Raw genomic sequence first — 23,295 nt, 5'->3', positions numbered from 1 at the left:
GCCGCTCTAGTGGAGGACTGCCTTGAACACGATGATGACCAGTCCGAAGAGAGCCGTTCCGACGCCGCCGAGCAACCTCACGGGCCACGGACTGCCTCTGTCGGCGAACGCCATCCAGCCGAGAACGCCCAGCACCACCATGCCCACGATGAGCGCCACGAAGTACGCCGTGTCTTCGTCGAGCACGCCCGTCGCTCCGAGGACGAGGAACACGAGCGGCACGACCGAGGCGTACAGCAGGCCCTTCGAGTGATGCACGCCTTCGCGGAACGCCTGACCGATGCCGATGATCCTGCCCCCACGCATGCCGTGATTCGCCACGGCGGTCGCGAAGACGTGCGCGGCCCAGAAGACCAGCATCGTCACGATCGTGACCACGAAGACATCGAAGTCGTCGTCGTCATCATCGGCGACGGCGATCACGGCGGAACTGACGATGGTGCCGTAGATCAGCTCGGGTGTGACCAGGGCGTGCCGGACGCGCTGCCTCTATCCGAAGATCCGCGAACGAGACGTGCACACCCGGCCGACACCACGGTTGGGCGGTGTCGCCATGTTCATCGGCATCGCAGGTCGTGCTGGGGATCAGAGCGCCGCGTAGACCTCGCGCAGCAACGCGGCCGTCTCGCTCGGCGTCTTGCCGACGCGCACGCCGGCGGCCTCGAGGGCCTCTTTCTTGGCCTGCGCGGTTCCCGCGCTGCCGGACACGATGGCGCCTGCGTGGCCCATCGTCTTGCCCTCGGGTGCGGTGAAGCCTGCGACGTAGCCGACGACCGGCTTCGTCACGTGGGCCTTGATGAAGTCGGCAGCGCGCTCTTCTGCGTCTCCACCGATCTCGCCGATCATCACGATTGCCTTCGTCTCGGGATCGGCCTCGAATGCCGCGAGCGCGTCGATGTGCGTGGTGCCGATGATCGGGTCTCCGCCGATTCCGATGGCCGTCGAGAAGCCGAGGTCGCGCAGCTCGAACATCATCTGGTAGGTCAGCGTGCCCGACTTGGAGACGAGTCCGATCGGGCCCTTGCCCGTGATGTTCGCCGGGGTGATGCCCACGAGCGACTCGCCGGGCGTGATGATGCCGGGGCAGTTCGGGCCGATGATGCGCGTCGTGTTGCCCTTCTGCTTGGCGTACGCCCAGGCCTCCGCCGCGTCTTGCACGGGGATGCCCTCGGTGATGACGACGAGCAGCGGAATCTCTGCATCGATCGCCTCGATGATCGCGTCTTTCGCGAAGGCGGGCGGAACGAAGGCGATCGAGACGTCGGCTCCGGTCGTGGAGATGGCCTCGGAGACGGTGCCGAAGACCGGCAGCTCCACGTCGCCGTGGGTCACGGTGGTGCCCGCCTTGCGAGCGTTCACACCGCCCACGATCTGGGTGCCTGCGGCCAGCATCAGAGCGGTGTGCTTGGTGCCCTCGCCGCCCGTGATGCCCTGCACGATGACCTTGGAATCCTTATTGAGGAAAATCGACATTCTTTGTATGGTCCTTACTTCTCGCGAGGAATCGTCAGAGGGAGGCGAGTTCGGCGGCCTTGTCGGCGCCCTCGTCCATGGTGGTCGCCAGAGTGACGAGCGGGTGGTTGGCTGCGGCGAGGATCGCACGGCCCTCATCGACCTTGTTGCCATCGAGTCGAACGACGAGGGGCTTCGTGGCGGAGTCGCCCAGCACCTCGAGTGCACCGATGATTCCGTTGGCCACCGCGTCGCACGCGGTGATTCCGCCGAAGACGTTCACGAAGACGCTCTTGACCTGGGCGTCGCCGAGGATGACGTCGAGGCCCGCCGCCATCACGGCCGCAGACGCTCCGCCGCCGATGTCGAGGAAGTTGGCCGGCTTCACGCCGTTGTACTTCTCTCCCGCGTAGGAGACGACATCGAGGGTCGACATCACGAGGCCCGCACCGTTGCCGATGACTCCCACCTCGCCGTCGAGCTTCACGTAGTTGAGGTCGGCAGCCTTGGCCTTGGCCTCGAGCGGGTCCGCCGCATCCTTGTCTTCGAGCGCCTCGTGGTTGGGGTGCCGGAATCCTGCGTTCTCATCGAGCGTCACCTTGCCATCGAGCGCGATGATGTCGCCCTCTTCGGTGAGGACGAGTGGGTTGACCTCGACGAGCGTGGCGTCCTCACCCGTGTAGACCTCCCACAGCTTCACGAAGACGGGAGCGACCTTGTCGACGAGTTCCGCCGGGAACTTCGCCGAGACCGCGATCGACTTGGCGGTGTCGAGGTCGATGCCCGCGATCGGGTCGACCTCGATACGGGCGAGGGCCTCGGGGCGCTCGACGGCGAGCTGCTCGATCTCCATGCCGCCCTCGTAGCTGGTGAGCGAGAGGTACGAACGGTTGGCACGGTCGAGGAGCACGGAGAAGTAGAACTCCTCGGCGATGCGCGCGCCTCCGGCGACCATGACCCGCTTCACCTCGTGACCCTTGATGTCGAGGCCGAGGATCGACTGGGCGGCCTCGAAGGCGGCCTGCGGATCCTTCGCGACCTTGACTCCACCGGCTTTGCCGCGGCCTCCGACCTTGACCTGAGCCTTGACGACGGTCACGCCGCCGAGCTTCTCAGCCGCGGCACGCACCTCTTCCGGGGTGTCCGCCACGATTCCCGGAAGAACCGGAACCCCATAGCTTTCAAACAGGTCTCGTGCCTGGTATTCGAACAGATCCACGCTCATCCAATCCGCTTAGGTCTCAGCCGGGCACGGGGGTTGGTGCTCGGCTCGAAGAGTACTCCTGCGAGTCGCGGCCGACAGATTTGCTGCTCCGCCGCAGACTTTCGCCGTCTGCCACCTTACCGCCCGAACAAGAGCCCCACATGCGAGCAACGGAGACGCCTCGTCCTCCACAACCCGGCGATCGAGACCGCATTCCACGGAGGACCGACGCGCTCCCCGCTACGCGTGCCCGGTCCGAGAAGGTGATCGGCATGACACAACCACGCCGGCGCTTCGCCGCCATACTCACCGCACTCACCACGGTCGCGACGACCATCGGACTCCTTCTCTCCGGCGCACCTCCGGCGACCGCCGCTGTGTCGACCGGGCATGGGGTCGGCCACCTCGCCGAGAACGGCGTTTCATGGATCGGCTCGTACCGGCTCGACGACGGCTCGCTCATCTTCTGCCTCGAAGTCGGCAAGAAAGCGCCGACCGGTCACGACTATCAGTTCGTCGACTCGGCCGCTCTCGGCCGCTTCACCCCTGACGACCTTGCTCGCCTGGCATACATCTCACGCACCGCCGCGCCCTCAGCCGACCCGACCGAGGCTGCGGCCGGCCAACTCGCGACCTGGAGGATCGCGGGTCTCGACGGCCGGAGCCCGGAGTACTACGCCGCGCGGGCGGGCGCCTCCGCCCAGGCCGTGCTCGATCGGAGCAGCCAGCTCCTCGCGGCCGCCGACGCTCCCTCGGGCGCATCGCGGGGTGTCATGGGGTCGGTCACACTGACACCGGCCGACGACGACAACCGCATGACGGTCACCAGCGGCTTGACGGTCGACTTCCTCGCGAGCGGGCCGACTGCCCTGGCTCCGGGTGTCCATTCGGGCACGATGAGCCTGTCGGGTGCTGTTTTCGACGATGGCCGAGCAGAACGCACGGTATCGAACGGCGAGACCGTGTCCATCACGACGACAGGAACCGACCCGGCGTCGACGGTCGCCGCCATGGTGCGCTACAACGACCTCCCCTACGGCTCCGCCTTCACGGCCGGCCACGCAGGAGATGATGTTCAGCAGGTGCTCGTCGCTCGCCCCGGGTCCGCCTCAGGCAGCGCCACGATCCTCTCCACGGTGCCGTCGACCAAGCCGTTCCAGCCTGTCGTGAACACGAAGACCAGCAAAGCCACGGCCGCCGCGGGCGAGGCGATCAGCGACGAACTCACCGTGTCGGCGCTGGTCGACGAGAGCCGCGACGACCTCCTCCCGGGCTGGGGCGTCTACCGGCCTGCGACTCCCCCACCCGCCGGGTCGGTTCCGGCCGTCGACGAGAACGGCATGCTGCCCATTCCTGTGGTGGTCGAGAGTTCCCTCCTCGGCCCGTTCAGCGATCCCATCGAGCCCGCGGCTGAGCCGCCGGCGGGTGCTCCGGTCGTGTGCTCCGTCGAGGTGCGCATCGAGACCGGTCCCGGAAACTATCGGACTCCCGAATGCGTCCTTCCCGGCAGCGGTTACTTCGTCTGGGTCGAGCGCATCAGCCCCGATCGAACCCCGGTCGAGCAGGGCGGCAGCCGCATCCTGCCATGGCAGTCGCCCTTCGGCACGGCGAGCGAGGTCACCTTCGTCGCCCCTCCGCCCGCGCCAGAGCTCCCGCCGGCTCCCGCTGCTCCTGCAGCGGCGCCCGTTCTCGCCGACACGGGCAGCGCCGACACCGGCTTCCTCCTCCTCGTGTCGGCCACAGCGCTCACGCTGGGAAGTCTCCTCGGCGTCGGGGTACTGTGGCGTCGTCGGCTGACGAATCACCTCGCACCGACGACGACCACCTGAGCCGACGGGGTTCCTCTCCGATCCCCGCGTCGGGTTCGGCGCCCGAGAGAGGGGAACCCCGTGGCTTCTTCCGCGTCATCCCCGCAGTCGGGCACGCTGGGTATCCGAGACATCGCCGCGGAGTCGGTGCTCGTGGGCGCCGGGGGTCGAGCCATCCTGCTGCAGCTCGCGAACCCGGCGGTGGGACGCGGGGTGGCCGAGCACAGCGACTTCGCGGCACGTCCCCTCGATCGGCTCGTGCGCACGCTCGACTACGTCTACACCGTCGTCTACGGCACGCCCGAGCAGGTCGACGCGGTCGTTCGGGCGGTCTCTCGGGCGCACGGGCCGGTGCGCGGGGTGGAGGACGGCACAGCCCCGTCGTACTCTGCGTTCGACCCGCGGCTGCAGCTGTGGGTTGCGGCCACACTCTACGACTCGGCGATCGACATGCACGAACGCGTATACGGACCACTCGATGATGCATCCGCGGAGCGGATCTACCAGGACTACGCGGTGCTGGGAACAGCGCTCCAGGTTCCGCCGCAGATGTGGCCCGCGGATCGGGCTGCATTCCGCGCCTACTTCACGCACGAACTCGCGACGCTGCATACAGACGAGACGACGAGGCGCGTCGCGTCCGCGCTCCTCCATCCCGTCGCTGCGCCGCGCTGGCTCCGAGCGGCAATGCCACTCGCCCGGTTGGTGACAGCGGGGCTCCTCCCACCGGGGATCAGAGAGGACTTCGGTCTGCCCTGGTCCGCAGCGCGCCAACGCCGCTTCCAGGCACTGATGCGGGTCGTCCGCGTCGTCTATCCACGACTGCCGCGCGCGCTTCGCCACCTGCCCCGCAACCTGGCGCTGCGGCCTGGCCGCAATGAGACTAGGCGGGAACGGCGCTCAGCTTCGCCGAGATGACGCGAGCCATCTCCTTGTACCCCGCCGAACTGAGGTGGATCGAATCGTACGGAGACTTCCAACCGTTGGGATCACTGGCCGATGTGAACGACATGTACTGGCCGACGTCGAAGTAGTCGACGGTCCGGGTCGCATCTGCGACAGTCTTCAGCCCGGCCCGAAGATCGGCCCAGGAGCAGACCGCGTTCGTTTCCGACAGCGGTTGAAACGGCACGATAAGAAGGATCGGAGCGGCAGTGTGCGTCCGAATCAGGCTGATGACCCTCGACGTGTCGCTCATGATGTCGGCTTTGCTCTTCTGCTTGACATCGTTGGTGCCCCACGCCATTGTCACGAGCGACGGCGAATACCTGTCGATAGCATCCGCCCATGAACTCACACCCGTTTGACCTGGCAGCGGCCCTTTCGAACCGGCGGAGAACTGCCACATCGCGGAACCCGACTGGCCGCCCTCGACGACGTGAATATTGCGATTCTCATCGCCGTTGAAGAGCCAGACGCCCTCTATCTGCGGGTAGTCGGGGTCCTTGTAGCTGGCATCGCTATTCGCCACCGGTCTGACCTGGAAGGTCTGGGCCCCCGCGGACGACCCGTCTACTCGAAATGTGTTTTCTCCCACTCTTTCTCGCTCAACCGGGAGCCAGCCCCCCTCACCGACCTTCACCTCAATCGAGCTCTTCGTCGAAGGCGCACGCCACGCCAGCATCAGCGACGAGTAGTTCTGGCCCGCAAGCGTTGCTACTGAATCCGGATCGAGCCTGACACTCCGGCGTCCGACGCCATAGAGGCTCGCGAGGACGACAGGCCCGGTGAAGGTGAAGAGCGTCTCCCTCCATGGCCGCGCCCCCTCACGGAAGAGCTGATGCCGGGCGGCAACGTAGTCGCGCCCCGTGCCCGATTTGGGTGAGAACTGCGCGCGAAGCATCTCTCGCACCTGCGCAGGGTAGCCATCCTGCAGATCACCGGCTCCATACCCCTCCGTGAGGGAATCGCCCAGCATGAGGATGGTGGCTTTCTCTGACACCGCACGATTCCGTTGCGCATAGAACGGCGCGAGCTTGTCTTCTGGCCCGTAGGTGAACGTCGGCAGCACCGTCTGCGCGGCGAGCGCTCGCTGCGCCGGAGCGAAGGCGGCAAGGCCGACACCGATCGCGGCCGCACCACTTCCGGCTAGAAAGGTGCGACGAGAAAAAGACGAACCAAGCTGTTCCATGTTGTGCCCCCGATGTCACGGGGCAGCACACTCGCCACGTCCGTTACCGAGACTCTAAGCCGCAGCGCCTCCGAGCAGAACAGCTGATGGCGGCTAATATTCATTGCCTCGACAAGGCCGTATCGAAACGACGACGTAGTGGGCCTAGATCTTCTCGATGGGCGCGATCTTGATCAGCAGCTTCTTGGCTCCGGCGCTCTCGAACATCACGTGCGCCACACGCTTCGTGCCCTCGCCGGTGACCTGACTCACTCGACCCTCGCCGAAATCGCTGTGCCGGATGCGGTCGCCGGCCGCGAGCTCGAGGTCGCCGTTGTCGCGCACCTTGTTGGTGATCGTGTTGGCCCACTCTGCTTTCGGACGCGGCGGAAGCGGGGGGAAGTCGCTGGTCGACTGCGAGCCCGTCGACCCCCACCCCTGCCGCGACGAGCGATTCGCGTTGAGGGCGCGTGGCTGAGTTCCGCCGCGCGAGGTGGCCATGCCAGGAGACTGCACCCATTCGATCAGTTCGGCGGGGATCTCCTGCAGATACCTGCTGGGCATCGCGACGGCGGTTTCGCCGTATTGAGCGCGAGTCATGGCGAGAGACAGATAAAGACGCTTGCGAGCACGGGTGATGCCCACGTAGAAGAGGCGGCGCTCTTCTGCCGGTCCGCCCGGCTCGTTGGCGGACATGCGGTGCGGCAACAAGTCTTCTTCGATGCCGGTGAGGAACACCGCCTCGAACTCGAGACCCTTGGCGGTGTGCAGGGTCATCAACGACACCGTTCCGCTGGAGTCGTCGAGGTCGTCGACGGCCGCGACCAGAGACACCTCGGTGAGGAAGTCGACGAGCCCGCCGTCGGGGTTGTTCTTGCCGAATTCTTTGGTGACCGCGAGGAGCTCCTCGACGTTCTCGGCACGCGCCTCGTCTTGCGGGTCGCGCTTGGCTCGGAGTGCGGTGAGATAACCGCTCTTCTCGAGCAGGAGGGCGAGGACGTCGAAGACAGGGGCCGGGCCCTGTTCGCGCTCGGGGTCGATGAGTTCGGAGGCTTCGTCGAGCAGGCCCGCCAATTGGAGGATCGCGGATGTGACCTTGGGCCCCAGTCCGAGCGAAGCTGCGCGACGCATGGCCTCGCGGTAGGTGATCTCGTTGGCTTCGGCGAAGCTCGCGAGCTGAGTTTCGGTGGCCGGGCCGATGCCGCGCTTGGGGCTGTTGAGGATGCGCCGGAGAGCCAGCGCGTCTTGGGGGTTGGCGACGGAGATCAGATACGCCATCACGTCTTTGATCTCTGCGCGCTCGTAGAACTTCGTACCGCCGAGCACCCGATACGGCAAGGCCGATCTGATGAAGATCTCTTCTAGGGCACGCGTCTGCGCGTTCGTGCGATAGAAGACGGCGATGTCTTTGTAGGCCGTTCCCGCGTCGTGCAGTTTGGCGATCTCGTCTGCGACGAATTGCGCCTCGTCGTGGCCCGAATATCCCGTATAGCCGAGAATCCTGTCGCCGTCGCCGATCGCGGTCCACAGCTTCTTGTCTTTGCGATCAAAGTTGTTCGAGATCACGGCGTTGGCTGCAGAGAGGATGTTCTGCGTAGAACGGTAGTTCTGTTCGAGCAGAACGACCTTTGCACCCGGATAGTCGCGCTCGAACTCGACGATGTTGCGGATATCGGCTCCGCGGAACGCATAGATCGACTGGTCGGAGTCACCGACCACGGTGAGCGACGCGCCCTCGACGGGCGGCTGGCCGGGGTCGACCGACCCGGGCGACAGGGTGAGCTCGTGGATCAGCGAGTACTGCGCGTGGTTCGTGTCTTGGTACTCGTCGACGAGGATGTGACGGAAACGGCGTCGATACTGCTCCGCTACACGCGGGAAGGCGCGGAACAGGAAGACGGTCTGGCTGATGAGGTCGTCGAAGTCGAAGGCGTTGGCCGCCTGGAGGCTTCGTGTGTACTGCCGGAAGATCTCGACGAAGAGAGCTTCTTGGGGGTCGGCGAAGTTCGCCGTGCGTGCATAGCTCTCGACGTCAGCGAGCTCGTTCTTGAGCTTCGAGATCTTGGCCGAGACGGAGCCGACGGTGAAGCCGAAGGTATCGGCCTGGAGCTCTTTGATAATGCGCTTGATCAGCACACGGCTGTCGGCCGAGTCGTAGATGGTGAAGCTCTTGGTGAAACCGAAGTTCTCGGCCTCGCGGCGCAGGATTCGCACGCACGCAGAGTGGAAGGTCGAGATCCACATGCCCTGGGACGCCTGCCCCAGCAGCTGTTCGACGCGCTCGCGCATCTCGGCTGCGGCCTTGTTCGTGAAGGTGATCGCCAGGATCTGGCTCGGCCACGCCTCGCGGCTCTCGATCAGGCTCGCCACTCGGTGGGTGAGGACGCGGGTCTTGCCCGACCCCGCACCCGCGACGATGAGCAGCGCGGGGCCACGGTATTCGACCGCCTCTCGCTGCTCGGGGTTGAGGCCGTCGAGCAGATCGCTCTGCGTGGCTTCCGGCCCCTGGCCGTCGAGGATGACGGGCTTCAGGCTCGCGGTGCCGGAATCGGTCGAGGGAAGGTCGAAGAGGCTTGTCATGTCGGCTCCAGTTTAAGCCGAACCTCCGACAGTTCCCCGCGCCCGCGAGGATGCCGCGACGGCGTCTCGGGCGGCGACCGCAAGGTCTGCATGATCGGCGAACACCCCGTCAACACCGGTGGCGAGAATCAGCCCGAAGTCGCTCTGCCAATCGCCGAAGCCCGAGGAGCCTCCTGCTCCCCGGAAGGCACGGTCGAGAAACCTGTTCTCGGGCCGCAGGGTCCAGCAGTAGATCTCGAGTCCCGCGTCGTGCGCGGCCTCGACCAGCGCCGACGACACCCTGCCCGAGTCCGGGTCGGTTCGAGGCAGGATCATCTGCCTGTCGACGCTGATGCCCTCGAGGTCGCGCCGCAGCATCCGAAGACCGTCGCCGGTGAGGAATGACGCGTAGCTGTCGGCCATCGTGCCGAACCGGGCGACCAGGTCGGGCGGCGAACCCGCCGCTTCGAGCAGAAAGACGTTCTTCGAGCGGATGCCCCGACTCCTCAGCTGGTCGAGCACCGTCTTCTCGAACGATTCGACCGTCAGCCGGCCGTCACCCGAATTCCACCCGGCATTCGTCAGCTCCTCCGCAACCAGTTCGTCGAGGGCGAGGCCGATGGACTCGAAGTAGGCGGCGTGCTTGATCTCGGCGACCAGGCCGATCGACCGACCGGACTCGTCGCGGGTGTCGTCGAGCAGGTCGAGCAGCTCCGACAGACGCATGATGGGCGACTGCAGATCGAACGACGCGCTGGAGTGTCGGATCTTCGGCAGACGCTCCCGAGCGCGCAGCGTCGACAGTTCGGCCCAGGTGAAATCCTCGGTGAACCACCCGGTATGCCGAATGCCGTCGATGGTCTTTGTCGTGCGGCGCGACACGAACTCGGCGCGGGAGCCCACGTCGGTGGTTCCCGAGATCTCGTTCTCGTGCCTCAGCACGAGAACTCCGTCTCTGGATGCGACGATGTCGGGTTCGACGGCATCGGCACCGAGCGCGATGGCCAATTCGTACGACGAGCGGGTGTGTTCGGGACGGTACCCCGGCGCGCCCCGATGTCCGATGACGAGAGCAAGGCGGGGTGCGGTCACGCCACCACGGTAGCCGGAATCGACTCCGCCCTGCGCGAAAACCCTGCGAAACGACCGCATTCACGGGCACGGTTCCACCCATAACCGGTAGATTTGAACTCCGTCCACCTACGTACAAGAGGAACTCATGCCGTCGGCGAACCCCGCGTTCACACGCAACCCTGTCTTCAACGGAAAGGGTGCGGCTGACGCTGCGCCCACGATGTCGAGCACTCAGCTGCAAGATCTCTACGAGCGCCCGTCCGCCACCCCGGCCGACACCTCGCGCATGACCTATGACGACACCATCGTCAAGACGGCGTTGATGTTCGTCGTGCTTCTCGCGACCGCTGTCGTCGGATGGGTGGTGCCGGGCGTCTGGATCGCCGGTGCGATCGTCGGACTGGTTCTCGGACTGGTCAACTCGTTCAAGCGCGAGCCGTCTGCGCCGCTGATCCTGCTCTATGCCGCAGCGCAGGGCCTCTTCATCGGTGGCATCTCCCAGTTCTTCGAGCAGCGCTTCGAGGGCATCGTCGTTCAGGCCGTGCTCGCCACCCTTGCGGTGTTCGGAACCACACTCGCGCTCTTCGCCAACGGTAAGATCCGCGCGTCCAAGCGCGCGACCAAGATCTTCCTCATCGCGATGATCGGCTACGCGGTGTTCTCGCTCCTGAACTTCGTGCTCATGATCGCCGGGGTCTTCCCGGCAGACAACATGTTCGGCGCGCGTTCCGGAATCTTCGGAATCATCATCGGCGTTCTCGCCGTGATCATGGCGGCCTACTCGCTCGTGCTCGACTTCGACTTCGTTCAGCGCGGCGTCAAGGCGGGCGCTCCCCGCAAGTACGGATGGTCCGCGGCCTTCGGCCTCACCGTCACGTTGGTGTGGCTCTACGTCGAGCTGCTCCGCCTGATCGCCATCTTCCGCAACTAGCTTCACGCGAAGCGTGTCGACACACGACAACGGCGGGGCCGTCCTTCGGGGCGGCCCCGCCGTCGTCGTGACCCCAGACGGCGTCACGCGCATCCCCGGGCTGGACGCCGCACGAGGGCTCGCCATCCTGGGCATGCTGGCGGCACACACCCTTCCCGGCGACGGAGATGCCTTCTACGACGGGCGCAGCTCGATCCTGTTCGCCACGCTCGCGGGCATCTCGCTCGGTCTGATGACGGGCGGCGAGCATCCGATCGCCCGCGCGGCGGCCGGTGGGGCATTGCGACGCCGAGCCCGACTCTCCATCGCCATCCGGGCCCTTCTCCTCATCGCCCTCGGTCTCGGCCTGTGGCTGCTCGAGACGAATATCGCGATCATCCTCGACTCCTACGGCTTTCTGTTCCTCGTCTGCGTGCCGCTGCTCTTCACAAACCGCTGGGCACTGGCCGCCGGGGCCCTCGTCTGCGCCGTAATCGGCCCTGCCGTGATCGACGCGATCGGCGCGGCAACCTCGTGGGACGGGCCCCTGCCTGTCTCCGCCGAGAACCCGCTGTCCATTCCGCTCTCCTGGCTCGACTCGTACTATCCCGCGCCTGTCTGGCTGGCCTATGTTCTCGCCGGCCTCGCGCTCGCCCGATTCGGTGTCGCCCGGGCTCGAGTGCAACTCGTGATGATCGTCGGAGGCTTCGCGGTGTCCGCCCTCGGGTATGGCCTGTCGAACGCGTTCGGCGATCCCGTCGTGGCGCACACCGACACGACGATGGAGGCGATTTCGTCGGGAGCGCTTGCCATAGCCGTGATAGGCCTGCTCGTCGCGGCTGTCGGGCGTGTGCGCGGGGCGGCAGGGCGCAGGCTCATTCGCCCGCTGACCGCGGCGGGAGCGATGCCGCTCACCATCTACACAGCGCAGGTCGTCGCCATCGCGATCGTCGGAGCGCTCTTCCCTGACGCACACGACGACGCATTCTCGTGGGCGCTGTTCCTCGGGCTCGCCATCGGCTCGCTCGTGTTCGCCGTGGTCTGGCGGTTGCGTTTCATGCAGGGGCCACTCGAGTGGCTCTTCGCACGCCTGACGCTGCGCCGACCGTGGAGAGTTCCACGGGGCGCAGCGGGCTCGGATCAGGTGAGTCCGAGCACTACTCCCACTCGATAGTTCCCGGGGGCTTGCTGGTGACGTCGAGTACGACGCGGTTGACGCCGGCGACCTCGTTGGTGATGCGGTTCGAGATCCGCGCCAGGAGGTCGTAGGGCAGGCGAGTCCAGTCGGCGGTCATCGCGTCTTCGCTCGAGACGGGTCGCAGCACGATCGGGTGACCGTAGGTGCGTCCGTCGCCCTGAACACCGACAGAGCGCACGTCGGCCAGGAGCACGACCGGGCACTGCCAGATCTCGTCGTCGAGACCGGCTGCGGTCAGTTCCGCGCGCACGATGGCGTCGGCCTGACGAAGCAGCTCCAGCCGCTCCCAGGTGACCTCTCCGACGATCCGGATGCCGAGGCCGGGTCCGGGGAACGGCTGGCGCCCCACGATCGCCTCAGGAAGACCGAGCTCGCGCCCGATGGCGCGCACCTCGTCTTTGAAGAGAGCTCGGAGCGGCTCGACCAGTTCGAATTGGAGGTCCTCGGGGAGTCCCCCGACGTTGTGATGGCTCTTGATGTTCGCCGTGCCGGTTCCTCCGCCGGATTCGACGACGTCGGGGTACAGAGTTCCCTGTACGAGGAACTTCACGGGCTCACCGTCGGTCGCGGCCGCTTCGAGCACGAGCGCTTCAGCCGCGGCCTCGAAGCTGCGGATGAACTCCCGACCGATGATCTTGCGCTTCTGCTCGGGGTCGGTGACGCCCGCAAGGGCATCCATGAACTGCTCGCGGGCATCGATGGTGATGAGCCGCACACCGGTCGAGGCGACATAGTCGATCTCGACCTGCTCGCGCTCGCCCTGGCGCAGCAGACCGTGGTCGACGAAGACGCACGTGAGCTGGTCGCCGACGGCCTGGTGCACGATCGCGCCGGCCACCGACGAGTCGACGCCGCCGGAGAGGGCGCAGATGACCTTGCCGTCACCGACCTGCTCCCTGATCAGGGCGACCTGATCGGTGATGACGTTGTTGCTCGTCCAGTCGGCGGGGATCCCTGCCGTGTCGTGCAGGAAATTCTCGAGCACGCGCTGCCCGAACTCGGAGTGCTTCACCTCGGGGTGCCATTGCACCCCGTACATGCGTCGCTCCTTGGAGCCGAACGCGGCGACGGGGGTAGACGTCGTGCTCGCCAGGACCTCGAAGCCCTCGGGCGCCTTCGAGACCGAATCGCCGTGGCTCATCCAGACGGTCTGCGACTCGGGCTGACCGCCGAGGAGCGATCCGCCCTCACCGGTGACCGTCATGTCGGTCGAGCCGTACTCGCGGAGCCCCGTGTTGGCGACCTCGCCGCCGAGGGCGCGTGCCATGACCTGGAAGCCGTAGCAGATGCCGAACACCGGCACTCCGAGGTCGAAGATCGCCGGGTCGAGCTCAGGCGAGCCGGGCTCGTAGACGCTCGACGGGCCACCCGACAGCACGATACCGACGGGAGACTTGGCGGCGACCTCCGCGGCGGTGATCGATGACGGGACGACCTCGGAATAGACGCTGGCCTCGCGTACCCGACGGGCGATGAGCTGGGCGTACTGGGCGCCGAAGTCGACGACGAGGACAGGCCGGGACTGGCTGTCGGGGCTGGGCGTGCTAATGGGTGACCTCCACGGGGGCGGATGCGGACAGCTCGGCCTCGCGGCCGGCCAGGTACGTCTTCACTTCGCGGGCGATTCTGACCTCGAGGAAGAAGGAGAGCAGCGGCACGATGCCACCGAGAGCGATGAGGACGAACTTCCAGAAGGGCCAGCGCATGCGGCTCCAGAGCTGGAAGTCGGCGAAGAGGTAGAGCACGTAGAACCAGCCGTGCGCGATGAGGATGCCGGTCGACAGGTTGACGGCCGTGACCGTGCCCTCGGGCACGAGTGCGAGGAAGCCCTGCGGACCGCCCAATTCGAGTTCGACACCAAACGCGGGGATGTACTTGAGCACGACTTCGAGGCACAGAAGCAGAAGCATCACACCGGTGATGACCGAGGAGACCTTGTACAGCTTGACCGCGCTTCGAATGCGCGGAAAGTCGCGGGGTTTGGGTTCGAGGGCCATGTCTCTAGTGTATTCCGTGCTCGACGAGGCTCCGGTCGTCGGAGTCGCTCTCGGCTTCCTCGAGCTCTTCCAGCTCGCGCTCCCAGGCGTCGCGCGCGAGGCGGTACCAGAGGAACACGGCGAAGCCCGCGAAGATCACCCATTCGGCCGCGTAGAAGATGTTGAGCCAGTTGAGCTCGACCGACCGATCCGGCTCAGGGGCGGCGATGAGTTCGAGTCCGGCGGGAGCGGTGCTCGAGATCACGTACCCGCCGTAGACGTCAGTCGAATCGGTCAGCGCCGTCCAGATGTTCACCAGGGCGGCGGGGCTCATAGTCGTCAGGTCGTACGAGCCGCCATGCGAAGAGTCTGCGTCGTCGACGGTGGGCGCATCGGGGTCGACATAGCGACCCTCGATCGCCACCGGGGTGGATGCGCGGGGCTGGGCGGCCAGACGGTCGCGTACGGCGACGGCCGACTCGCGGTCGGGGGCCCAGCCGAGCGCCACGGCGAGAGCAGGACTGCCGGATTCATCGACCGCGAGGTGCGCGATGACCCAGTATCCCGATTGCTCTCCGTTCAGCCTGTCGGCGAGGATCCCGTAGTCGGCGGGTTCGAAGATGCCCTGCGTCTGCACTCTCTGCGCGGCCTCCACCGCGAGCACCGGCTGCTGTGGAGAGGCGACCTCCGACAGGGGCTTCACGGTCTCCGTGGGCCGGTCGTCGACTTGGCCGCTCGAGACGGCACGCTCGAGCTGCCACTGGCCGAGCCCGGCGAAGATCGCCGCGATGGCGAGGGCGAGTACAAGGGCGGCGATCCATCGCGGTCGCCGCATCACGCTGAACAGGGTCAATATTCGCTGTCTCTCTCGCGGGGTTCGCGATCACGGGAGCCCAGATCGTCGGACTGGCGCATGGCCTGTTCGATCAGGGCATCGACGTCGCCCGTCACCGGCTCGTGAGAAGTCGCCTGAGCGAGCGGCGTGGTGTCGAGTGTGGGCTCGGATTCGTCGTCGGCCCTGGGCAGCGACACGTCTTGTCCGGCTGTGACGGCGGCGACGAGCGCGATCTCTTCGTCGAGCATCGGGTCGCGGCTCTTCTGCCTGACTTTCGCCTTCGCCGAAGCCGACCTGGGGCGAAGGATGAACGACGAGATCTTCTCGGAGTTGGCGGCGAGGATCGGCCCCATGATGGCCATGATCAGCACGTACAGTCCCGCGAACGGCTGGATACGTTCGTCGAGTCCCGCAGACAGAGACAGCGTCGCGAGGATGAGGGCGAACTCGCCTCTGTTCTGCAGGATCACGCTCGCGTTGATTCCGGCGCGGGGACCGAGCTTGTTGAGCCACGCGACGAACTGCCCCGCTCCCGCGTTCAAGACCACGGTCATCAGCACCGCGCCGAGGACGGGCACGATCACAGGAGCGAACTTCGTGGGATCGAGACCGAGCCCGAAGTTGAGGAAGAAGAAGGCCCCGAACACGTCGCGCAACGGGATCGCGATGTGTTCGATGCGGTTGCGATACCGGGTCGCGCCCAATACGAGACCGATCAGGAACGCGCCGATCGCATCCGTGACACCGAGAATCTCGCCGATGCCGCCGAACATGATCGCCAGACCGAAGAAGAGGATCGTGAAGAGCTCGTCGTCTTTCGTGCGGAACAGCCGCGACACGAACCGGCCGCCCCATCGCGCCACCGTGAACATCACGATGAGGAAGAGGAAGGCGATGCCGAGCTTGCCGACGACAGGCCAGATCTCCGTCTCTCCAGACAAGACGACCGACACGATCGCGAGGTAGATGGCGATGAAGATGTCTTCGACGACGGTGACCCCGAGGATCATCGGGGTCTCGGGATTGGCCAGACGCTTGAGCTCGATCAGCAGCTTCGTGACGATGGCGCTCGAACTCGTCGCGGTGATGCCGGCGACGATGAGCGCTTCGCGCGTTCCCCAGCCGAGCATGAACCCGAACGCGAACCCGGCCCCCATATTGAGCGCGATGTACGAGCCGCCGGAGATGATGAGCTTGCCCGCGTTCGAGAAGAACTCGTCCTGATCGAACTCGAGACCGAGGTTGAACAGCAGCAGCACGAGACCGAATACGGCCATGAGTTCGATGTACTCGGTATGCACGAATTCGAGCGGGAAGAGGTGGAAGTTGGGGCTCGCCAGAAGACCGACGGCCATGTAGATCGGGATCGCGGGCAGACCGATGCTCTTGCCGAGCCGGCCGAGCACATACGCGATGACGAAGAGGGCGCCCAGAATGAGGAGGTCGGGCCCGAAGTGCATCGCCTAGCGCCCGGGAGAGCCGTCGGCGGCGCCGCTCTTGGAGCGCATCTCACCCGTGCGGAAGAAGTTGAACGCCTTCGCGACCTTCTCAGGAGACCCCGCGACGACGAGCGTGTCGCCAGGGAAGACCTTGAAGTCGGGCGCGGGCGCGGGGTTCGCCGATTCGCCGCGGACGACGGCGACGACGGTCAGACCGACGATGTCTCGTTCGGCCGTGTTGCCCAGCGGCTGGCCCGCGATGTGGTCTTCGTAGTCGACGGTGAACCAGTCGATGCTGAGACCTGGAATCTGGTCGAGGGCCGTCAGCGACTCGGTGATCTGCGTGCCGCCCAGGAGCTCGGCGAGCGTGCGCGCTTCGTCTTCGCTGAGCCGGAGAGAGACCTTGGCCGCGTCGGACGTGTTGTCTTCGTCGGAGAACGTGATCAGGTCGCTGTGTCCCGAGCGGTGCGCGATGACGCCGACCTTGCCGCCGTCTGCCGTCACGAAGGTGTGCAGCACTCCCACGCCCGGCAGCTTGACCCGTCGGACATCGACCATGACTGAACTCCTCGGGTAGCTTGACGATCGGGCGTAAGACCTCAGTCTACCGGCGCTCGGATGACGTCGTCCGTTGCCCGAGCCCCTCGTCGGGGCTACACCTCTGCTGCGATGTCGGGGGCCTCGAGCCGGATGCGATCGGCCGACTCGTCGTCGGGCTGCTCCTGGCTCGCACGCTCCGCCGCGACCCGGCGAAGGTAGTTGGCGATCTCGCGCTCGATCCGAGCCTCGTCCCAGCCGAGCACCCCGGCCATGAGTCGGGCCGCCACAGGCGCCGCTGACACTCCCCTATCCCATGCCTCGATCGAGATGCGGGTTCGACGAGCGAGCACGTCCTCGAGGTGCAGAGCTCCCTCGTGGCTCGCGGCGTACACGACCTCGGCCGCGAGGTAGTCGTCGGCACCCGGCAGGGGCTCGGCGAGTTCGGGGTTCGACGAGATGAGATCGAGCAGTTCGTCGGTCAGCGTTCCGAAGCGGTTCAGGAGGTGCTCGATGCGCGCCGTGTGCACGCCGAACTTGCGGGCTATCTTGCTGCGCTTGTTCCACGCGGCCTGGTAGCCCTCGGCGCCGAGGAGGGCGATGTCTTCGGTGACGCTGCCCGCGATCTTGCCATCGAGGGCAGACACCGCGGCGTCGATCGCGTCTTTCGCCATGACCCGGTAGGTCGTCCATTTGCCACCAGCGATCACGACGAGGCCGGGCACAGAGTGAGCGACGAGGTGCTCGCGAGACAGCTTCGACGTCTGATCGCTCTCACCGGCGAGAAGCGGCCGGAGCCCCGCGTAGACGCCTTCGACGTCGTCGCGGGTGAGCGGCACGTTCAGAACCGTGTTGACGTGCTCGAGGACGTAGTCGATGTCTGCCGCCGTCGCAGCGGGGTGGGCCTTGTCGAGGTGCCAGTCGGTATCGGTCGTGCCGACGAGCCAGTGACGGCCCCACGGAATGACGAACAGCACGCTCTTCTCGGTGCGCAGCAGCAGACCCATCGACGACTGGAAGCGATCACGGGGCACGACGAGGTGGATGCCCTTCGATGCCCGCACCTTGAACTGTCCGCGTTCGCCGACCAGAGCCTGGGTGTCATCGGTCCACACACCCGTGGCGTTGACGACCTGCTTGGCACGGATCTCGAACTTCTCGCCGGTCTGCAGGTCGTGGGCGTGCACGCCGACGACGCGCTGGCCCACCTTGATGAATCCCTCGACACGAACGCGGCTCGCCGCGTGCGCCCCGTAGAACGAGGCCGTGCGCACGACGCTGGCGCCATAGCGTGCGTCGTCGACCTGAGCGTCGTAGTACGTGATTCCCCCGATGAGCGCATCGTGCGCCATGCTCGGGATCGCCCGCTGGACCTGACCGCGGGTCAGATGGCGGTGGTGCGGAACTCCGGGCGGACGCCCGCCCGTGTACGAGAAGAGGTCGTAGAGCACCATGCCCGCGCCGATGTAGAAACGGTCGATGAAGCGGCGCTTGAGCGGAATGAGAAAGCGCACGGGCTTCACGAGGTGCGGCGCGATGCGCTGCAGCAGCAAGCCGCGTTCGATCAGAGCCTCGCGCACGAGACGGAAGTTGAGCTGCTCGAGGTAACGCACTCCGCCGTGGACCAGCTTCGACGACCGCGAACTCGTGCCGCTCGACCAGTCGCGAGCCTCCACGATGCCGACCCGCAGACCACGGGTGGCCGCGTCGAGCGCCGCACCGGCGCCGACGATGCCGCCGCCTACGACGAGGATGTCGAGCTCTTTGGTCTTGAGCGCCTCGATTGCTGCTTCGCGCTCTTCGGGTCCCAGCTTGGCCGATCGGGACACGTTGTTCGTTTCAGCCATCGTCAGGCCTCCTCGTCATAGAGAATCGGTGGCGCCAGTTTACCCGCGGCGGGTGGCTAGTGGGCGAGATACGGCGCGACCACGACGTCGATGCGCTGGAACTCCTTGAGGTCGGAGTACCCCGTCGTGGCCATCGAGCGGCGGAGCGCACCCATGAGGTTCGCCGTGCCGTCCGCGACCGGCGAGGGTCCGTTGAGGATCTCTTCGAGCGGAGCGACCTGTCCGACGTGAACGCGGTTTCCACGCGGAAGCTGGGTGTGGTGAGCCTCGCTGCCCCAGTGGTAGCCACCGCCGGGAGCGTCTGTGGCGCGGGCCAGAGCGGTGCCCAACATCACGGCGTCTGCTCCGACCGAGATGGCCTTCACGATGTCGCCCGAGGTGCCGAGACCGCCGTCTGCGATGACGTGCACGTAACGGCCGCCCGACTCGTCCATGTAGTCGCGGCGAGCGCCGGCGACGTCGGCGACGGCGGTGGCCATCGGCGCGTGGATGCCCAGGGTGGCGCGAGTGGTCGAGGCGGCTCCCCCGCCGAATCCGACGAGGACACCGGCAGCCCCGGTGCGCATGAGGTGCAGTGCCGCCGTGTAGGTGGCGGCGCCGCCCACGATGACCGGAACGTCGAGTTCGTAGATGAACTTCTTGAGGTTCAGGGGTTCGGTGCTCTTCGAGACGTGTTCGGCCGAGACGGTCGTACCGCGGATGACGAAGAGGTCGACGCCGGCGGCGACCACGGTCTCGTAGAGCTCCTGGGTGCGCTGCGGCGAGAGGGCGGCGGCGACGGTGACTCCGGCGGCGCGGATCTCGGCGAGGCGGGCCGTGACGAGCTCGGGCTTGATCGGTTCCGCGTAGATCTCACGCATGCGCGTCGTCGCGGAAGCCGCGTCGAGTGAGCGGATCTCTTCGAGGATCGGCTCCGGATCCTCGTAGCGTGTCCACACGCCCTCGAGGTCGAGCACTCCGAGACCGCCGAGCTGCCCCATTCGGATCGCCGTAGCCGGCGAGACCACGGAGTCCATGGGTGCCGCCAGAACGGGCATATCGAAGTGATAAGCATCGATGGTCCAGTTGATCGACACGTCCTGCGGGTCGCGGGTGCGCCGCGAGGGCACCACCGCGATGTCGTCGAACGCGTAGACCCGACGGCCCCGCTTGTTGCGGCCGATTTCGATTTCCATACTCACCCGACAACCCTACCGGTCGAGCGAGAGGCTACCTGCGGTAGTTCGGCGCCTCGACGACCATCTGCACGTCGTGGGGGTGCGACTCCTTGAGACCGGCCGCGGTGATGCGAACGAAGCGGCCCTTCTCTTTGAGCTCCGCGATCGTGCGCGCACCCGTGTAGAACATCGACTGCCGCAGGCCTCCCGCGAGTTGGTAGGCGACGCTGGCCAGCGGGCCGCGATACGGCACTTGGCCCTCGATGCCCTCGGCGATGAGCTTGTCGTCGCTCGGCACATCCGACTGGAAGTAACGGTCTTTGGAGTACGACGTCTTCTCGCCGCGGGTCTGCAGCGCTCCGAGCGAACCCATGCCCCGGTAGTTCTTGTACTGCTTGCCGTTGACGAAGACGAGATCGCCGGGGCTCTCGTCGCAGCCGGCGAGGAGCGATCCGAGCATCACGGTGTCGGCACCGGCGACCAGGGCCTTCGCGATGTCGCCCGAGTACTGCAGGCCACCATCGGCGATCACGGGGATGCCGTGCGGCTTGGCCGCCAGCGACGCCTCGTAGACGGCTGTCACCTGGGGCACGCCGACACCCGCCACGACGCGGGTGGTGCAGATCGATCCGGGACCGACGCCGACCTTGATCGCGTCGGCACCGGCATCCACCAGAGCCTGGGCGCCCGAGCGGGTCGCCACGTTGCCGCCGATGATGTCGACGGCCTCGAAGGCGCTGTCGCGCTTGAGGCGACGGATGATGTCGAGCACTCCGGCACTGTCGCCGTTGGCGGTGTCGACCACGATCACGTCGACGCCGGCCTCGAGCAGGCTCGTGGCGCGCTGCCAGGCGTCACCGAAGAAGCCGATGGCGGCACCGACGCGCAGGCGCCCGGCTGGATCTTTCGTCGCGTTCGGGTACTTCTCGCTCTTGTCGAAGTCCTTGACCGTGATGAGGCCCGTGAGGCGGCCCTGCTCATCGACGATCGGCAGCTTCTCGATCTTGTGCTGAGCGAAGATGGCGATGGCGTCGTCGGGGTCGATGCCCTGTCGCCCGGTGATGAGAGGAGCCTTCGTCATCACGTCGCGCACGAGCGTGGTGGCCTTCTCGAAGGGAGACACGAAGCGCATGTCGCGGTTGGTGATGATGCCCACCAGCACACCCGCTTGATCGACGACGGGCAGACCCGACACGCGGAAGTGTCCGCAGAGCGCGTCGACCTCGGCAACGGTGGCGTCGGCCGTGGTGGTGACGGGGTCGGTGACCATGCCCGACTCGCTGCGCTTGACGAGGTCGACTTGACTCGCCTGATCGGCGATCGACAGGTTGCGATGCAGAATTCCGAGACCACCCTGGCGGGCCATCGCGACGGCCATGCGCGACTCGGTGACCGTATCCATTGCAGCGCTGAGAAGAGGAGTGGCGACGTCGATGCGACGTGTCAGCCTCGAAGAGGTGTCCGCTTCGCTCGGAATGACGTCGGTGTGTCCCGGCAGGAGCATCACGTCGTCATACGTCAATCCGATAAAACCAAAGGGATCCGCCTGGTCCAAATGACACCTCGCCTCGTAGAAAATTTCTCTTGTCAAGAGTAACGGTTAGGCGACCGCGATATTCCGGTGTAAGAAAGTACCTGCGCGCCCCGAGGTTTCCTCTCTGTCGAAACATGGAGGCAACAAACGGGCGCTATGTTCTAGCAACGTCGCTCGACCATAGATAACGGAGCCCGGTTACATCCGAGGCTTCCCACAGGAGGTGCACCCTTGCTCGCTGGCATAAGACCCGGGCAGTCGGCTCGATTGATCGCGATGCTCATCGCGTCGGTCGTTCTCTGTCTATCCGTCGTCCTCGGAGGATCCGCCCTCGGCGCATCAGCTGCTGAGACGACCGCTTCCACATCCACTGCAACCGAGCAATCGATCCTCGTCTGGGTTCGCACCGACGCAGACAAAGTCGGTGTGGCGAACGTCTCCGTCACCGTCGAGGGCGAGGGCGGCACAGAGACGGGGGTCACCGGCGCAGACGGCAAGGCCGTCGTCCCCGTGAGCGAGCCAGGCACCTATTCGGTAACGATCGACGAAGACGCGCTTCCGGCAGAGACCGGCTACCCGCGGCCGTCGACGAACCCGGCCGAGGTCGAGGTCTTCGCCGGCAACACCGAGGTGCCCGCCATCTTCTTCCTGTCTCCCGACAACGCGAAGGGCGCGGTCGCCGCTCCCACCGACGAGTCGACGACGACACCCACACCCGGCGCGAGCGACGAGGCGGGCACCGGCACGACGACCGCTCCGGTCACGGCCGACACGTTCTGGCTGAGGTTCTGGCCGCAGCTGGTCACGGGCCTCATCTTCGGTCTGCTCATCGCGCTCGCCGCGATCGGCGCATCCCTTATCTATGGAACGACGGGGCTCAACAACTTCGCCCACGGAGAGTTGGTGACCTTCGGTGCGCTGATGGCCTATCTCTTCTCCGGCATCATCGGGCTGCCTGCGATCATCGCCATTCCGGCGGCGATGATCCTCGGCGGATTGTTCGGGTGGGCGCAAGACGCCGGCATCTGGAGGCCACTCCGCAAGCGCGGTCTCGGCCTGATTCCGATGATGATCGTCACCATCGGCCTCTCTCTCGCCCTTCGCTACGTCTTCGTCCTCCTCTTCGGCCCCGACCGCCTCACGCTCCCCAACAGCACCAAGCCGTTCCTCGTGATCGGCTCCGTCAGCCTGAAGTTCACCGACGTGGCCGGCGCGGTCATCGCGATCGTCGTCATCCTCGGCGTCGCCCTGGTGCTCACGAAGACCAAGATCGGCAAGGCCATGCGCGCCGTGTCCGACAACCGGGCTCTGGCCTCGGCATCGGGCATCAACGTCGAGCGGGTCATCCGCGTCGTCTGGGTCGGCTCGGGCGCCCTCGCCGCTCTGGCCGGCGTCTACGTGGGCTACTACCAGTCGCTCCGCTGGGATACCGGAGCGTCGATCCTGCTGCTCATCTTCGCGGCCATCACCCTCGGTGGACTCGGCTCAGCCTATGGAGCGCTCGTGGGAGCCGTGATCATCGGCCTCATCATGAACCTGTCGACGCTGTGGATCCCGGAGAACCTCAAGTTCGTCGCCCCGCTCGTGCTCATGATCATCATCCTGCTCGTTCGGCCCCAGGGCATCCTGGGCCGTAAAGAGCGCGTCGGCTAGGG

Annotated in this window: 19 protein-coding genes; 5 read left to right on the top strand and 14 right to left on the bottom strand. The window is 66.1% G+C overall.

Translation table 11 applies throughout. The annotated features are described in order from the left end of the window. Positions 1-6 precede the first annotated feature (6 nt). The 3 genes from ASF79_RS13800 to sucC all read right to left on the bottom strand — a co-directional run bounded on the left by ASF79_RS13800 (position 7) and on the right by sucC (position 2,671). Positions 7-423, bottom strand: a complete 417-nt coding sequence (locus tag ASF79_RS13800) for a hypothetical protein (protein ID WP_055855716.1) — start codon at positions 421-423, stop codon at positions 7-9. Positions 424-585: 162 nt separating this feature from the next. After that, a complete protein-coding gene (gene sucD, locus ASF79_RS13795; RefSeq protein WP_055855712.1) occupies positions 586-1,473 on the bottom strand; it encodes a succinate--CoA ligase subunit alpha in 888 nt (295 codons plus the stop codon). A 34-nt stretch (positions 1,474-1,507) separates the two neighbouring features. Next, entirely contained in the window at positions 1,508-2,671 is a 1,164-nt protein-coding gene (gene sucC, locus ASF79_RS13790) for an ADP-forming succinate--CoA ligase subunit beta (protein ID WP_055855709.1), read from the bottom strand. 257 nt (positions 2,672-2,928) lie between these two features. Here sucC and ASF79_RS13785 point away from each other — a divergent pair, with 257 nt between their 5' ends. Further along, a complete protein-coding gene (locus ASF79_RS13785; protein ID WP_156366262.1) occupies positions 2,929-4,485 on the top strand; it encodes a hypothetical protein in 1,557 nt (518 codons plus the stop codon). Positions 4,486-4,545: 60 nt separating this feature from the next. Beyond that, positions 4,546-5,382, top strand: coding sequence for an oxygenase MpaB family protein (locus ASF79_RS13780; protein WP_235500762.1), 837 nt, complete (start codon positions 4,546-4,548; stop codon positions 5,380-5,382). Here ASF79_RS13780 and ASF79_RS13775 read toward each other — a convergent pair. The 3 genes from ASF79_RS13775 to ASF79_RS13765 form a co-directional block, all read right to left on the bottom strand. Then, positions 5,348-6,595, bottom strand: a complete 1,248-nt coding sequence (locus tag ASF79_RS13775) for a GDSL-type esterase/lipase family protein (protein WP_055855701.1) — start codon at positions 6,593-6,595, stop codon at positions 5,348-5,350. The two genes, ASF79_RS13780 and ASF79_RS13775, sit on opposite strands and share 35 nt — an antisense overlap. A 144-nt stretch (positions 6,596-6,739) precedes the next feature. Then, positions 6,740-9,154, bottom strand: coding sequence for an ATP-dependent helicase (locus ASF79_RS13770; protein ID WP_055855698.1), 2,415 nt, complete (start codon positions 9,152-9,154; stop codon positions 6,740-6,742). Positions 9,155-9,166: 12 nt separating this feature from the next. Continuing rightward, positions 9,167-10,225: a glycerophosphodiester phosphodiesterase family protein gene (locus tag ASF79_RS13765; RefSeq protein ID WP_055855696.1), complete on the bottom strand. Its 1,059-nt coding sequence runs from the start codon at positions 10,223-10,225 to the stop codon at positions 9,167-9,169. Between the two features lie 127 nt (positions 10,226-10,352). On the opposite strand from ASF79_RS13765, the gene ASF79_RS13760 reads away from it, so the two are divergent. After that, on the top strand, positions 10,353-11,138 hold the full coding sequence (locus tag ASF79_RS13760) for a Bax inhibitor-1/YccA family protein (RefSeq protein ID WP_055777946.1): 786 nt from the start codon (positions 10,353-10,355) through the stop codon (positions 11,136-11,138). Positions 11,139-11,151: 13 nt separating this feature from the next. Beyond that, positions 11,152-12,291 carry a DUF418 domain-containing protein gene (locus tag ASF79_RS13755; RefSeq protein WP_055855691.1) on the top strand — a complete coding sequence of 380 codons (1,140 nt, stop codon included), beginning with the start codon at positions 11,152-11,154 and terminating at the stop codon, positions 12,289-12,291. Here ASF79_RS13755 and guaA read toward each other — a convergent pair. From guaA to guaB, 8 genes are all read right to left on the bottom strand, one after another. Then, complete coding sequence (guaA, locus tag ASF79_RS13750) at positions 12,275-13,864, bottom strand: glutamine-hydrolyzing GMP synthase (RefSeq protein ID WP_055777952.1); 1,590 nt, start codon at positions 13,862-13,864, stop codon at positions 12,275-12,277. The genes ASF79_RS13755 and guaA overlap by 17 nt on opposite strands. Then, positions 13,860-14,312, bottom strand: a complete 453-nt coding sequence (locus tag ASF79_RS13745) for a DUF3817 domain-containing protein (RefSeq protein ID WP_055777955.1) — start codon at positions 14,310-14,312, stop codon at positions 13,860-13,862. Before ASF79_RS13745 ends, guaA begins: the two co-directional genes overlap by 5 nt. A gap of 4 nt (positions 14,313-14,316) precedes the next feature. Next, positions 14,317-15,144 (bottom strand): SURF1 family cytochrome oxidase biogenesis protein, encoded by an 828-nt coding sequence (locus ASF79_RS13740; protein WP_156366261.1) that lies wholly within the window; start codon positions 15,142-15,144, stop codon positions 14,317-14,319. Further along, the gene (locus ASF79_RS13735) at positions 15,141-16,586 is read right to left on the bottom strand and encodes a cation:proton antiporter (RefSeq protein ID WP_055855685.1); all 1,446 of its coding nucleotides are present in this window, start codon (positions 16,584-16,586) and stop codon (positions 15,141-15,143) included. Before ASF79_RS13735 ends, ASF79_RS13740 begins: the two co-directional genes overlap by 4 nt. 3 nt (positions 16,587-16,589) lie before the next feature. After that, on the bottom strand, positions 16,590-17,123 hold the full coding sequence (locus tag ASF79_RS13730; RefSeq protein ID WP_055855682.1) for a cation:proton antiporter regulatory subunit: 534 nt from the start codon (positions 17,121-17,123) through the stop codon (positions 16,590-16,592). A gap of 95 nt (positions 17,124-17,218) precedes the next feature. Next, a complete protein-coding gene (locus tag ASF79_RS13725) occupies positions 17,219-18,949 on the bottom strand; it encodes a glycerol-3-phosphate dehydrogenase/oxidase (RefSeq protein WP_055777967.1) in 1,731 nt (576 codons plus the stop codon). Positions 18,950-19,005: 56 nt separating this feature from the next. Further along, positions 19,006-20,124, bottom strand: coding sequence for a GuaB3 family IMP dehydrogenase-related protein (locus ASF79_RS13720; protein ID WP_055855679.1), 1,119 nt, complete (start codon positions 20,122-20,124; stop codon positions 19,006-19,008). Positions 20,125-20,158: 34 nt separating this feature from the next. Beyond that, the gene (guaB, locus tag ASF79_RS13715; RefSeq protein WP_055855674.1) at positions 20,159-21,661 is read right to left on the bottom strand and encodes an IMP dehydrogenase; all 1,503 of its coding nucleotides are present in this window, start codon (positions 21,659-21,661) and stop codon (positions 20,159-20,161) included. Between the two features lie 255 nt (positions 21,662-21,916). Between guaB and ASF79_RS13710 the strand changes: the two genes are divergently transcribed. Further along, on the top strand, positions 21,917-23,293 hold the full coding sequence (locus ASF79_RS13710; RefSeq protein ID WP_082465970.1) for a branched-chain amino acid ABC transporter permease: 1,377 nt from the start codon (positions 21,917-21,919) through the stop codon (positions 23,291-23,293). The last annotated feature ends 2 nt before the right edge of the window (positions 23,294-23,295 follow it).

Origin of the sequence: Agreia sp. Leaf335 (genome assembly GCF_001423605.1) — a bacterium.
GTDB lineage: Bacteria > Actinomycetota > Actinomycetes > Actinomycetales > Microbacteriaceae > Agreia.
The sequence above is the reverse complement of the archived record's forward strand: the minus strand, read 5'-3'. Positions and strand labels throughout refer to the sequence as shown.

Bases quoted from the DNA above. Each gene is read 5' to 3' on its own strand.
- ASF79_RS13720 (WP_055855679.1), bottom strand. From the start codon at position 20,124: ATGGAAATCGAAATCGGCCGCAACAAGCGGGGCCGTCGGGTCTACGCG.
- ASF79_RS13725 (WP_055777967.1), bottom strand. From the start codon at position 18,949: ATGGCTGAAACGAACAACGTGTCCCGATCGGCCAAGCTGGGACCCGAA.
- ASF79_RS13745 (WP_055777955.1), bottom strand. From the start codon at position 14,312: ATGGCCCTCGAACCCAAACCCCGCGACTTTCCGCGCATTCGAAGCGCG.
- ASF79_RS13785 (WP_156366262.1), top strand. From the start codon at position 2,929: ATGACACAACCACGCCGGCGCTTCGCCGCCATACTCACCGCACTCACC.
- ASF79_RS13775 (WP_055855701.1), bottom strand. From the start codon at position 6,595: ATGGAACAGCTTGGTTCGTCTTTTTCTCGTCGCACCTTTCTAGCCGGA.
- sucD (WP_055855712.1), bottom strand. From the start codon at position 1,473: ATGTCGATTTTCCTCAATAAGGATTCCAAGGTCATCGTGCAGGGCATC.
- ASF79_RS13735 (WP_055855685.1), bottom strand. From the start codon at position 16,586: ATGCACTTCGGGCCCGACCTCCTCATTCTGGGCGCCCTCTTCGTCATC.
- ASF79_RS13730 (WP_055855682.1), bottom strand. From the start codon at position 17,123: ATGGTCGATGTCCGACGGGTCAAGCTGCCGGGCGTGGGAGTGCTGCAC.
- ASF79_RS13710 (WP_082465970.1), top strand. From the start codon at position 21,917: ATGCTCATCGCGTCGGTCGTTCTCTGTCTATCCGTCGTCCTCGGAGGA.
- ASF79_RS13770 (WP_055855698.1), bottom strand. From the start codon at position 9,154: ATGACAAGCCTCTTCGACCTTCCCTCGACCGATTCCGGCACCGCGAGC.
- ASF79_RS13760 (WP_055777946.1), top strand. From the start codon at position 10,353: ATGCCGTCGGCGAACCCCGCGTTCACACGCAACCCTGTCTTCAACGGA.